9 protein-coding genes are annotated in these 12,381 nt (G+C 67.9%); 1 reads left to right on the top strand and 8 read right to left on the bottom strand.

Translation table 11 applies throughout. From position 1 onward, the window contains the following. Positions 1–51: 51 nt before the first annotated feature. Genes JOF40_RS20175 through gyrB form a run of 3 tightly spaced genes read right to left on the bottom strand, consistent with a single transcriptional unit; the run spans position 52 to position 5,465 of the window. On the bottom strand, positions 52–870 hold the full coding sequence (locus JOF40_RS20175) for a DUF3566 domain-containing protein (protein ID WP_246152780.1): 819 nt from the start codon (positions 868–870) through the stop codon (positions 52–54). After that, positions 867–3,440: a DNA gyrase subunit A gene (gene gyrA / locus JOF40_RS05215; RefSeq protein WP_129180735.1), complete on the bottom strand. Its 2,574-nt coding sequence runs from the start codon at positions 3,438–3,440 to the stop codon at positions 867–869. The genes JOF40_RS20175 and gyrA overlap by 4 nt, the downstream gene beginning before the upstream one ends. A gap of 18 nt (positions 3,441–3,458) precedes the next feature. After that, positions 3,459–5,465: a DNA topoisomerase (ATP-hydrolyzing) subunit B gene (gyrB, locus tag JOF40_RS05210; protein ID WP_129180733.1), complete on the bottom strand. Its 2,007-nt coding sequence runs from the start codon at positions 5,463–5,465 to the stop codon at positions 3,459–3,461. A gap of 207 nt (positions 5,466–5,672) precedes the next feature. On the opposite strand from gyrB, the gene JOF40_RS05205 reads away from it, so the two are divergent. Beyond that, entirely contained in the window at positions 5,673–6,467 is a 795-nt protein-coding gene (locus JOF40_RS05205; protein WP_129180731.1) for a phosphatase PAP2 family protein, read from the top strand. Between the two features lie 163 nt (positions 6,468–6,630). On the opposite strand, the gene JOF40_RS19595 is transcribed toward JOF40_RS05205, so the two are convergent. From JOF40_RS19595 to dnaA, 5 genes are all read right to left on the bottom strand, one after another. Next, positions 6,631–7,122, bottom strand: a complete 492-nt coding sequence (locus tag JOF40_RS19595) for a DciA family protein (protein WP_129180729.1) — start codon at positions 7,120–7,122, stop codon at positions 6,631–6,633. Next, positions 7,115–8,239, bottom strand: coding sequence for a DNA replication/repair protein RecF (recF, locus tag JOF40_RS05195; RefSeq protein ID WP_129180727.1), 1,125 nt, complete (start codon positions 8,237–8,239; stop codon positions 7,115–7,117). The genes JOF40_RS19595 and recF overlap by 8 nt, the downstream gene beginning before the upstream one ends. Before the next feature lie 20 nt (positions 8,240–8,259). After that, positions 8,260–9,237: a phosphogluconate dehydrogenase (NAD(+)-dependent, decarboxylating) gene (gene gnd / locus JOF40_RS05190; protein ID WP_281286506.1), complete on the bottom strand. Its 978-nt coding sequence runs from the start codon at positions 9,235–9,237 to the stop codon at positions 8,260–8,262. Positions 9,238–9,241: 4 nt separating this feature from the next. Beyond that, a complete protein-coding gene (gene dnaN, locus JOF40_RS05185; protein WP_129180722.1) occupies positions 9,242–10,384 on the bottom strand; it encodes a DNA polymerase III subunit beta in 1,143 nt (380 codons plus the stop codon). A gap of 349 nt (positions 10,385–10,733) precedes the next feature. Beyond that, complete coding sequence (gene dnaA, locus JOF40_RS05180) at positions 10,734–12,191, bottom strand: chromosomal replication initiator protein DnaA (protein WP_129180721.1); 1,458 nt, start codon at positions 12,189–12,191, stop codon at positions 10,734–10,736. Between the last annotated feature and the right edge of the window lie 190 nt (positions 12,192–12,381).

Raw genomic sequence — 12,381 nt, 5'->3', positions numbered from 1 at the left:
AACAGCGATGAACTTTACCTCACCGCTGATCGACCCGGTGACGGGGGTGGGTCACTTGTCCTCAGCGAGCGTCACCTCGACGCCGCCCATGAGCTGGGCGGCGAGGTTGTAGAGGTGCGCACCGATCGTCGACAGTGCCGTCATCAGCACGACGTTGACCGCCGACAGCACCAGGGTGAGGCCGATGACCCGCCCGATGCCGAAGTAGTCGGTCACGTTGAAGCTCGAGCTGTCGTCGCTCAGCACCGTCGTGAAGCTCTCGTTGATCTGGTCCCAGACGCCGACGAGGTCGAGCACGAACCAGAAGATCGCCACTGCGACGACTGCCACGATCATCATCGCGACCGAGATCGCGAACGCCAGGCGGGTGACCGACCACGGCTCGACGTGCGTGAGGCGCAGGCTCGCACGCCGGCCCGTGCCTGCCTCGACCGTCGCGAGGGGCTGGGACGGCGCAGGGTCGCGCGGACGGTCCTTGACCGCGGGGATGACCGAGGTCGAGGCCGGCGAGCCCTTCGTGGTGTGCTCGTAGTCAGCAGCGGTCAGCGGCCGACCCCTCGGACCACCGACGGGCTGGATGAGTCGCTTCTGGTCGGCCGGTGCCTTCGGGGCATCTGACGTGTTGGCAGCCGGCACCTTCGTGGGGCCACCGCTCGAGGCCGCTGTCGCGGTCTTGGCCGGCTTCGCCGGGGTGCGTGGGCGCCCCTTGTCGGTCTGGGACGGCTTGGACGCCGGAGCCTTGGAGTCAGGCACCTTGGGGACCGACTTCTTGGCAGGTGCCTTGGCGAGGCGCGGGATGGCCTGCGTGGGCGCGGCGTCTCCGGCACCGGCACCGGGTGCGGAGCTCGGGCCTTCGGATTCTTCGGTCACTGGTCCCCGCCCTCATCTGGCTGCGTCTCGTCGGTCGACGTCACCTCGGTCACTGCCTCGTCCTGGAGGACCTCGGCGTTGCGCGCGATCGTCACCACCCGATCGTCCCCCTTGAACTTCACGAAGCTGACTCCCATCGTGCCACGCCCCGTGGGATTGACCCCGGAGACGAGGCTGCGGGTGACCTGTCCGCTGGCCGTCACCGAGATGACGTCGTCGGTGTCGACCAGGACCAGGCCGCCCACCAGCTCACCGCGGTTCTCGGTGATCTGCATGGCCTTGATGCCCAGTCCACCACGTCCCTGCAAACGGTACTGATCGATCGGCGTCTTCTTGGCGTACCCACCGTCGGTGACCGTGAACACGAACAGCTCGTCGGCCTCGGGCACCTCGACCTGCTCCAGGGCGTCGGCCGAGCGGCGGATGACCGACAGCGACAGCATCGAGTCGTCGCCACGGAACTTCATGCCGGTGACGCCGGACGTCGCACGGCCCATGGGGCGCAGCTGCTCGTCGTCGGCGCGGAAGCGGATCGCCTGGGCGCGGCGCGAGATCAGCAGCAGGTCGTCGTCGGGCGTGACGAGCTCGGCACCGATGAGCTCGTCGTCGTCATCGCGGAAGTTGATCGCGATGACGCCGGCCTGGCGGGGGCTGTTGTAGTCCTCGAGACGCGTCTTCTTGACCAGGCCCTTGCGGGTGGCCAGGACCAGGTACGGCGCCTGCTCGTAGTCGCGGATCGCCAGCACCTGCGCGATCTCCTCGTCGGGCTGGAACGACAGCAGGCCGGCGACGTGGCCGCCCTTGGCGTCGCGGCCGGCCTCGGGCAGCTGGTAGGCCTTGGCCCGGTAGACGCGCCCGGCCGTCGTGAAGAACAGGATCCAGTGGTGGCTCGTGGTCGAGAACATGTGGTCGACCATGTCGTCGCCGCGCAGCGACGCCCCGCGCACGCCCTTGCCGCCGCGGTTCTGCACGCGGTAGAGCTCGGTCTTGGTGCGCTTGGCGTAGCCCCCCTTGGTGATCGTGACGACGACCTCCTCGTCGGGGATGAGGTCTTCCATCGACAGGTCACCGTCGGCGGGGACGATCGGCGAGCGCCGCTCGTCGCCGTACTTCTCGACGATCTCGGCGAGCTCGTCCGACACGATCTGACGCTGGCGCTCGGGCCGGGCCAGGATGTCCTGGTAGTCGGCGATCTCGAGCTCGAGCTTGGCCAGCTCGTCCATGATCTTCTGACGCTCGAGGGCCGCCAGGCGACGCAGCTGCATCTCGAGGATCGCATTGGCCTGCAGCTCGTCGATGTCGAGCAGCGCGATCAGACCGCTACGCGCCTCGTCGACCGTGGGGCTGCGACGGATCAGCGCGATGACGTCGTCGAGCGCATCGAGCGCCTTGGCCAGACCGCGGTAGATGTGCGCCCGCGCCTCGGCCTCGTCGAGCAGGTACTGGGTGCGTCGCTGGATGACCTCGATCTGGTGCGTGATCCAGTTGCTGATGAAGCCGTCGAGCGTCAGGGTGCGCGGGATGTCGTCGACGATCGCGAGCATGTTGGCGCTGAAGTTGCTCTGCAGCTCGGTGTGCTTGTAGAGGTTGTTGAGCACGACCCGCGCGACGGCGTCGCGCTTGAGCTTGACGACCAGGCGGCGTCCGACGCGCGACGACGACTCGTCGTTGACGTCGGCGATGCCCTGCACGCGACCGGAGATCGCGAGGTCGGCGATCTTCTCGGCGAGGTTGTCGGGGTTGACCTGATAGGGCAGCTCCTTGACCACGAGGCTGAGGCCGCCCTTGGCGTCCTCCTCGATCTCGACGATGCCGCGCATCGTGATCGATCCGCGACCCGTGCGGTACATGTTGTCGATGCCCTGCGTGCCGACGATCAGGCCGTTGGTCGGGAAGTCGGGGCCCTTGATGCGCTCCATGAGCGCCTCGAGCAGCTCCTCCTGCGAGGCGTCGGGGTTGGCCAGCGCCCACTGGGCGCCATCCGCGACCTCGATGAGGTTGTGCGGCGGGATGTTGGTGGCCATGCCGACCGCGATGCCGGCCGAGCCGTTGACCAGCAGGTTGGGGAACCTGGCCGGCAGCACCGTGGGCTCCTGCGAGCGACCGTCGTAGTTGGGGCGGAAGTCGACGGTGTTCTTGTCGATGTCGCGCACCATCTCCATCGCGATGGGGGCGAGCTTGCACTCGGTGTACCGCATCGCGGCGGCGCCGTCGTTGCCCGGTGAGCCGAAGTTGCCCTGTCCGGAGATCATCGGGGCACGCATGACCCACGGCTGGGCGAGACGCACGAGGGTGTCGTAGATCGCGGTGTCGCCGTGCGGGTGGTACTGGCCCATGACGTCGCCGACGATGCGCGAGCACTTGGAGAAGCCGCGGTCGGGACGGTAGCCGCCGTCGTACATCGCGTAGAGCACGCGGCGGTGAACGGGCTTGAGGCCGTCGCGGACGTCGGGCAGCGCACGCGACACGATGACGCTCATGGCGTAGTCGATGTAGGAGCGCTGCATCTCGACCTGCAGCTCGACGTGCTCGATCCGGTCGTGCTCGGGGGGAGGCGTGGTGTCAGTCATGTGTGGGTGCCTGTCAGATCAGATATCGAGGAAGCGGACGTCTTTGGCGTTTCTCTGGATGAAGCTGCGTCGCTGCTCGACGTCCTCGCCCATCAGGATCGTGAACATCTCGTCGGCGACGGCGCCGTCCTCGAGGGTGACCTGGCGCAGGATGCGCTGTGCCGGATCCATCGTGGTGTCCCACAGCTCGGAGTCGTTCATCTCGCCGAGACCCTTGTAGCGCTGGACGGGGGCCTCCTTGGGCAACCGGCGCCCGGCCTCGGCGCCGGCGGCGAGCAGCCCGTCGCGCTCGCTGTCGGAGTAGGCGAGCTCGGCCGGCGCGTTGGTCCACTTGATCTTGTAGAGCGGGGGCTGCGCCAGGTAGACGTGGCCCGCATCGATCAGGGGCTTCATGAAGCGGAACAGCAGCGTCAGCAGCAGGGTGGAGATGTGCTGGCCGTCGACGTCGGCATCGGCCATCAGCACGATCTTGTGATAGCGCAGCTTGGCCATGTCGAAGTCTTCGTGGACGCCGGTGCCGAGCGCCGAGATGATCGCCTGCACCTCGGTGTTCTGCAGGATCTTGTCGATGCGGGCCTTCTCGACGTTGAGGATCTTGCCGCGCAGCGGGAGGATCGCCTGCGCGTACGGATCGCGTCCGCCCTTGGCGGAGCCACCGGCCGAGTTGCCCTCGACGATGAAGATCTCGCACTCCTCGGGATTGCGGGACTGGCAGTCGGCGAGCTTGCCGGGCAGACCACCGCCGCCCATGAGGCCCTTGCGGTTGCGGGCGAGGTCGCGAGCCTTGCGGGCCGCCATGCGGGCGGTCGCGGCATCGATCGACTTGCGCACGATCGTCTTGCCCTCGGCGGGGTTCTGCTCGAACCACGCGCCGAGCTCGTCGTTGAGCACCGACTGCACGTAGGAGCGGGCCTCGCTGTTGCCGAGCTTGGTCTTGGTCTGGCCCTCGAACTGGGGCTCCTCGAGCTTGATCGAGATGATCGCGGTGAGGCCCTCGCGGATGTCCTCGCCCGAGAGGTTGTCGCTGGCCTTCTTGATCAGGCCCTGCGCCGTGGCGAACTTGTTGACCGTCGCGGTCAGCGCTCCGCGGAAGCCCTCCTCGTGGGTGCCGCCCTCGTGGGTGTTGATCGTGTTGGCGAAGGTGTGCACCGATTCGATGAAGCTGTCGTTCCACTGCATCGCGATCTCGAGCGACAGGCCCTTCGACTCGTCCTCGGACTCGATCGAGATGACGTCGCGGTGGATCGGCGACTTGCTGCCGACGTTGATGTGCTCGACGTAGTCGACCAGTCCCTTGTCGAACCGGAACCGCGCGTCGCGCACCCGGTCGTCTCCCTTGGGCCCCTCGGTGCCCTCGACGTCGGGACGGTCGTCACGCAGGACGAGCTCGAGGCCCTTGTTGAGGAAGGCCATCTCGCGGAAGCGCTTCTCGAGCGTGTCGTAGCTGTACTCGACGGTCTCGAAGATGTCGGCGCTGGCGTAGAACGTCGTGGTCGTGCCGGTCTCGTCGGTCGCGGCGCCACGCTCGAGCGGAGCGTCGGGCTCGCCATACGTGAACGACTGCGTCCAGACGTAGCCGTCGCGCTTGACCTCGACATAGAGCTTTGTCGACAAAGCGTTGACCACGGACACGCCGACGCCGTGCAGACCGCCGGAGACCTTGTAGCCACCGCCGCCGAACTTGCCGCCCGCGTGCAGCGAGGTGAGCACGAGCGTCACGGCCGGGATCTTCTCGGTGGGGTGCTCGTCGACGGGGATACCGCGCCCGTCGTCCTCGACCCGGATGCCGCCGTCGGCCTGCATCACGACCTTGATGTGGCTGGCGTAGCCGGCGAGGGCCTCGTCGACCGAGTTGTCGACGACCTCGTAGACGAGGTGGTGCAGGCCGCGCTCGCCGGTGGACCCGATGTACATGCCCGGACGCTTGCGCACCGCCTCCAGACCTTCGAGAACCTGGATGTTGCTGGCGTCGTAAGAAGCGGCAGGATCTGGAGTTTGGGTCACCTCACCAGTATACGGGGCCATTCTGTGCGTCTGAGGAACTGCCCACAGGTGTCGGCCTCTAATGGAGCGACTCACGGTGGGCCTGAGAGACACGCAATGGCACCTGTGACGACACAGCAGACCCGGAGTCAAGTCCCAGTAAGGTCCCGTCCGTCCTCAGCCGCCCATCGGGTGAACGTGTTCCACGTGGAACACGCATCGTGAGGCCCTGTCGTGCATCGTGGAGGGATGACCACCACGACCCTGCGCCGCGACACGACCGCTTCTGCGGTCGCGGCTGCCACTCTAGGACTCCTGACGCTCGTCGTCCTGGTGCGTGTCGCCCTCGGGTCGCAGCGCGGCCAGTCGTGGGACGACACCGCGATGCACACCGTCATGGGTGGACGTGACACCCAGCTCGCGATGCTGAGCCTGCTGGGATACGTCGGCATCGGTGCCCTCGTGGCGGTCGTGGCGGGATGCGTCGTGGTGGCGGTGCTGCGCGGACGCCTGCTGCTCGCTGCGGGTGCCGTCGTCGTCATCGCCGGGTCGAACGTGACGACCCAGGTGCTCAAGCGCACCCTGCTCGATCGGCCGGATCTGGGACTCGGCACCCTCAACAGCCTGCCCAGCGGGCACACGACCGTCGTGGCCAGTGCCGTCGGCGCGTCGCTGCTGGTCGCACCCCGTGCGTGGAGGCCGCTCATCGCGCTGGCCGGCGGCCTCGCCACGACGCTCACGGGTGCGTCGACGGTCGTGGCCGGATGGCACCGGCCGTCCGACGTCATCGCCGCCCTCGCCGTGAGCCTGGTGTGGACGGCGGGGGTCGCGCTGCTGCTGCGCGGACCGTCGGCACCCATCGCGGGCACCACCGCCGGAGCCGCAGTCGGCTGTGTCACGGCAGCGGTGCTGCTGATCGCGATCGGCGTGCGCCCCGTGCTCGGCTGGGACGGCTTCGTCCAGGCCGGACTCGTGCTGGGACTCATCACCGCGGCCACCACGATCTTCGTCGTGGCAGCCGCATCCGTCTGCACCGACGACTGAACACCAAGCCGATCAAGCACACGCTGCCACTGACCCGACCATGGGCCGAGCGAGCCCTGCGTCCCACCCATGGGCCGAGCGAGCTCTGCGAGCGAAGGCAGGCTGCCGTGCGAAGCACGGGCGCGGTGAGGGACGAACCGCGCGTACCGCGACGAAGGAGCGGTCAGCCGTAAGTGTCCCGCGGCCCCCGCGCACCGCGGATGGAGCGGGTACCGTTCTTCCAGGACGGCGCCTGGGGTCCGCGCACGTCGATGCGGGTGACGGTGCCGTCGCCGAGCGCTTCGTTGAGCTTGGCCACGATGCGCGGCGCGAGCAGCTTGAGCTGGGTGGCCCACGCCGTCGACGTGGCCCGCACGTGCACGACGGTGTCGTCGAAGCCGTCGATCTGGGCGTGCTGCGCGACCTCGGGGCCGACGATCGTCGCCCACTCGGTGAAGATGCGCTGGTCGTCGAGCTTCTCGGTCCAGCCCTGGTTGCGGACCACCTGGCCGAGGAGGTCGGAGATCGTCGAGGGGTCCTCGTTCTTGGCGCGCGATGGCTTGATCGGGCGCGAACGCTTCTTCGGCCCGGGGCCGGGACGTCCGGCACCCTGGCCCTCACCGCGGTACGACTGCGCGATGCGGCGGGCGAGCTCGAGCGGGTCGTCGTCAGTCACGCGTCACCACGCCCCCCGCCACCTTGAACCGATGTCCCTTGAGCCCGTCGGGCACGTCGTCGGCGACGGCCGCCGTCACCAGCACCTGCTCGGCACCGGCGACGAGGTCGGCCAGCTGCTCGCGTCGTCCCTGGTCGAGCTCGGCGAAGACGTCGTCGAGGATCAGCACGGGGTCGTCGCCGTCGTCGCGCAGCAGCTCGAACGAGGCGAGCTTGAGCGCGAGCCCGAACGACCACGACTCCCCGTGGCTCGCGTATCCCTTCGCGGGCAGGTCGCCGATCGCCAACACGACGTCGTCGCGGTGCGGACCCACGAGGCTGATGCCGCGATCGACCTCGTCGCTGCGACGTCTGTCGATCTCGTCGAGCACGAGCTGGTGGATGACCTGCTGATCGCGGACGTCGGGATCGAGGTCGACCGACGACCGGTACGTCGCCGTGACCACGCGACGGTCGGGTGCCGAGGCGGCAGCCACCCGCTGGTAGGCCTCGACGAGGTGGGGTGCGAGGGCGTCGAGCAGCGCCAGGCGGGCGGCGATCAGCTCGGCACCCGTACGCGCGAGGTTCTCGTCCCAGATGTCGAGGGTCGCGATCTCGACGTTGCGCCGGCCACGGGCCGACTTGAGCAGGGTGTTGCGCTGCTTGAGCACCCGCTCGTAGTCGGCCCTGACCCCCGCGAGCCTGGGGGTGCGCAGCACCAGCAGCGAGTCGAGGAAGCGCCGGCGATCGGACGGGTCGCCCTTGACGAGCGCGAGGTCCTCGGGCGAGAAGATCACGGTGCGCAGGACACCCACGAGATCGCGGGTGCGCGGCAGGGCGCCCCGGTTGATGCGGGCCCGGTTGGCCCGTCCCGGCGTGATCTCCAGCTCGAGCAGCGCCGTGCGATCGCCGCGCACCACGTCGGCGCGGACGATCGCCTGCTCGGCCCCGGCCCGCACCAGCGGAGCATCGCTCGAGACCCGGTGCGAGTCGAGGCGCGACAGGTAGTCGATGGCCTCGACGAGGTTGGTCTTGCCCTGGCCGTTCGAGCCGATGAAGGCCGTGGCACCGGGCTCGAGGACGATCTCGACGTCCTCGTACGAACGGAAGTCGTGCAGGATCAGCTTGCTGACGTGCATGCAGTGCCCGCCGTCACGGCTCAGGCGTCCTTGGGGTCGTGACCCGCCTCGGCCGCGGCCTGCACGGCGTGGCCGCCGAACTGCTGGCGCATCGCGGCGACGGCCTGCATGGCCGGCGACTCGTCCTGGCGCGAGGTGAAGCGGGCGAACAGCGAGGCCGCGATGGTGTGCATCGGCACGGCGTTGTCGATCGCGGCCTCGACGGTCCAGCGTCCCTCACCGGAGTCGTCGGCGTAGCCGCGGATCTTGGACAGGCCCGGATCGTCCTCGAGGGCCTTGACCAGCAGGTCGAGCAGCCATGAACGGACGACGGTGCCCTCGCGCCACGAGTCGAAGACCGCCGTGACGTTGTCGACCATCTCGACCTTCTCGAGCAGCTCGTAGCCCTCGGCGTAGGCCTGCATCATGGCGTACTCGATGCCGTTGTGGACCATCTTGGAGAAGTGGCCCGCACCGACGCGGCCGGCGTGGACGAAGCCCGACTCGCCCTCGGGCTTGAGGGCGTCGAAGGCCGGCTGCACCTTGGCGATGTCGTCGGCGGTGCCACCGGCCATCAGGGCGTACCCGTTCTCGAGACCCCACACGCCACCGCTGACACCGCAGTCGACGTAGCCGATGCCCTTCTCGGCGGCGAGGGCGGCGTGCTTCTCGTCGTCGGTCCAGCGGGAGTTGCCGCCGTCGACGATGACGTCACCCTCGCTGAGCAGCTCGATCAGCTCGGTGACCGTGGAGCGGGTGATGTCGCCGGCCGGCACCATGACCCACACGACCTTCGGCGAGGGCAGCTGCTCGACGAGCTCGGCCAGCGAGCCGACGTCGGTCACTTCGGGATTGCGGTCGTAGCCGACGACCGTGACGTCGCCGTTGCGCAGGCGGGTGCGCATGTTGCCGCCCATCTTGCCGAGTCCCACGAGTCCGATGTGCATGTCGCTCCCTAAGCTCGATTGCGGTGTCTCCGCGTGCGATGTGTTGCGGTGTGCCCTGCCCGTGCCCCGGATGCGGTCAGCTCTGCAGGCGGACGGGCATGATCAGGTAGCGGAAGGCGACGTCGGGGTCGGCGCCGATCTCCGGGACGCCCGAGATGGCCGCGGGCTTGGTGTGCTGCGTGAACGACAGGTGCACGACCGGCTCGGACATGACGGCGAGCCCCTCGAGCAGGTAGGTCGGGTTGAACCCGATCGAGATGTCGGCGCCGTTGATCGTGGCCTCGATCGACTCCGATGCCTGTGCCTCGTCGCCGCTGCCCGCCTCGAGCAGCAGCATGCCGTCGGAGAACGTCAGGCGCACCGGGGTGTTGCGCTCGGCCACGAGGGCGACGCGCTTGACCGAGTCGACGAAGGCCTGGGTCTGGACGTAGGCGACGGTCTCGGCGGCGGCCTGGAACAGCTGGCGAACACGCGGGAAGTCACCTTCGAGCAGGCGCGTCGTGGTGCGACGGGTGCCATTGCCGACGACGCCCTCGAAGCCGATCAGGCCGTCGCCGGCCTCGCCCGACGACACCGCGATCGTGACGTCGCCGCCACCGGTGAGCGAACGGGCGGTCTCGTTGAGGACGCGGGCCGGCACGAGGGCGTTGGCCGACAGATCGCTCGCCTGCGGGAACCACTGCAGGTCGCGCAGGCTCGCGCGGAACCGGTCGGTGGCCATGAGCGAGATGGTCGAGCCCTCGAGCTCGAGCCTCACGCCGGTGAGGAGGGGCAGCATCTCGTCGCGACCGGCTGCCGCGCTGGCCTGGGCCACCGCGGTCGAGAAGTCCTCGGCACGGACCGTGCCCGTGGCCGTCGGCATGTCGGGCAGCTGCGGGTACTCCTCGACGGGCATGGTCTGCAGGCTGAAGCGGGCGCTGCCACACACGACCTGCACCTTGGTGCCCTCGAGCGACACGTCGACGGGCTTGGCTGGCAGCGACTTGACGATCTCGGCCAGGAGACGGCCCGACACCAGGGCGCGACCGTCTGCGCTGACCTCGGCCGGCAGCGTGGCACGCGTGGACGTCTCGTAGTCGAAGCCGGACAGCGTCAGCCCGTCGGCGGCCGTCTCGACGAGGAGGCCGGCGAGGACCGGCACGCTCGGACGGTTCGGCAGGCTGCGTGCCGTCCACGCGACAGCGTCAGCGAGGGTGTCGCGCTCGATACGGAACTTCACGTGATGGGGCCTTTCCGGGGACGGGATCCGTCGTGGTGAATCCTGCCACGACGAGTCGTCCACACACATCGCGGGACGTCACTTCGGCGGGAGTTGTCGATGAATAGAAGAGTAGTAGTCGTAGTAGCGTCTGTGGATTCGGTGGACAAGCCGGAGATGGGCTGCGAGCCCGGCGAATTCACCGGTGGACAACCTGTGTGGCTCGCACCGCCGAAACTACGCGTTCCTGTGGATGTCGGCGATGCGTTCACACGGCGTTCACACTGGGACACCTGATGTCCACGGAACGCGTGTGGTTTCCCACAGCTCCGTCCCCAGTTGTGCACTGCGGTGCTGAGGACGGAGCGGTTCATGACTGGCGGGCCTGCTGCTTGATGCGTGCGGTGAGCTCAGTGACCTGGTTGTAGACCGCGTGCTTCTCGGCCATGAGCTTGCGGATCTTGCGATCGGCGTGCATCACGGTGGTGTGGTCGCGGTTGCCGAACTCCTGGCCGATCTTGGGCAGCGACATGTCGGTCAGCTCACGGCACAGGTACATCGCGATCTGCCGTGCGAGCACGAGGTTGCGGCTGCGGTTGGTGCTGCACAGGTCGTCGATCGAGAACTCGGAGTACGCGGCGGTCTGGGCCATGATCATGCCGACCGTGATGTCGGGCTCCTCGCCCTCGGCGATGAGGTCCTTGAGCACGATCTGTGCCAGCTGGAGGTCGACCGTCGTCCCGTTGAGGTTGGCGAAGGCCGTGGCACGGATCAAGGCGCCCTCGAGCTCGCGGATGTTGGTCTGCACCTTGCTCGCGATGAACTCGAGGACGTCGGCCGGCGCCGTGAGCTTCTCGTTGGCGGCCTTCTTGCGCAGGATCGCGATGCGGGTCTCGAGGTCGGGCGGCTGGACGTCGGTCGTGAGGCCCCACTCGAACCGGTTGCGGAGACGGTCCTCGAGCGTCGTCAGGTTCTTGGGCGGCCGGTCGGACGTCATGACGATCTGCTTGTTCTCGTTGTGCAGCGCGTTGAAGGTGTGGAAGAACTCCGTCTGCGTCGACTCCTTGCCCTCGAGGAACTGGATGTCGTCGACGAGCAGGACGTCGATCTCGCGGTACTTGCGCTTGAGGGCTGCCGTCCGGTTCTCGCGGATCGCGTTGATGACGTCGTTGGTGAACTCTTCGCTGTTGACGTAGCGCACGCGCGACGACGGGTAGAGATTGAGGACGTAGTGACCGATCGCGTGCAGCAGGTGCGTCTTGCCGAGCCCGGACTCGCCGTGGATGACCAGCGGGTTGTAGGCCTTGCCGGGCGCCTCGGCCACGGCGACCGCAGCGGCATGTGCGAAGCGGTTGGACGATCCGATGACGAAGTTCTCGAACAGGTACCTCGGGTTGAGGCGCGCCTCGGCGACGGTTCCGATGCGTGGCGGCGCGGTGGTGCGCTCGGCCCAGCTCGGGACGAACTCGTCGCCGCTGTCGTCGTCCTCGTCGTTCTCAACGTCGTAGGCCGCACCTACTTGTCGATTTATCGACATGTCGTCTTGTTGACTATGGAGTGTCTCGATCAGCGAGGGCTCAATCGTGACGACCAAGCGGGTCTCCTGCTGCAGGGTCGTGCTGATCGCGTGCTCGAGCGCCGGTCGTACCCGCGACTCGAGCTGCGCGCGCGTGAGGTCGTCCTGCACCGCGACGATCATGATGTTGTTGTGCAGCGTCAGTGGCTTGGCCGAGTAGACCCACACCTTGGCACCGGGCGAGAGCGTGTCGACGGCTCGCTGCCAGACCTGCGCGAGGTGTTCATCGGGACCGTCCTGGCCGTCTTGCATGTGATGCCTCCCGACATGTCCCTGCTGGTGTGTGCACAGTGTTGTCCACATGGTGTGAATCAGAACTCGAGGGTTCTCGGCAGCTTGTGGAAAAGCCGGTACCGCGGTGACGCTAGCAGCGTTGCAGGTGCCGTACAAGCGACTTGTCCCCAGACGAGAAGGGCTTCGCGGCGTGTCGTCTGGACGTCGT

Origin of the sequence: Aeromicrobium fastidiosum (genome assembly GCF_017876595.1) — a bacterium.
Classification (GTDB): domain Bacteria; phylum Actinomycetota; class Actinomycetes; order Propionibacteriales; family Nocardioidaceae; genus Aeromicrobium; species Aeromicrobium fastidiosum.
The sequence above is the reverse complement of the archived record's forward strand: the minus strand, read 5'-3'. Positions and strand labels throughout refer to the sequence as shown.

Coding starts and splice junctions, on each gene's coding strand:
- gyrA (WP_129180735.1), bottom strand. CDS start 3,440: ATGACTGACACCACGCCTCCCCCCGAGCACGACCGGATCGAGCACGTC.
- gyrB (WP_129180733.1), bottom strand. CDS start 5,465: ATGGCCCCGTATACTGGTGAGGTGACCCAAACTCCAGATCCTGCCGCT.
- JOF40_RS05205 (WP_129180731.1), top strand. CDS start 5,673: ATGACCACCACGACCCTGCGCCGCGACACGACCGCTTCTGCGGTCGCG.
- recF (WP_129180727.1), bottom strand. CDS start 8,239: ATGCACGTCAGCAAGCTGATCCTGCACGACTTCCGTTCGTACGAGGAC.
- dnaA (WP_129180721.1), bottom strand. CDS start 12,191: ATGCAAGACGGCCAGGACGGTCCCGATGAACACCTCGCGCAGGTCTGG.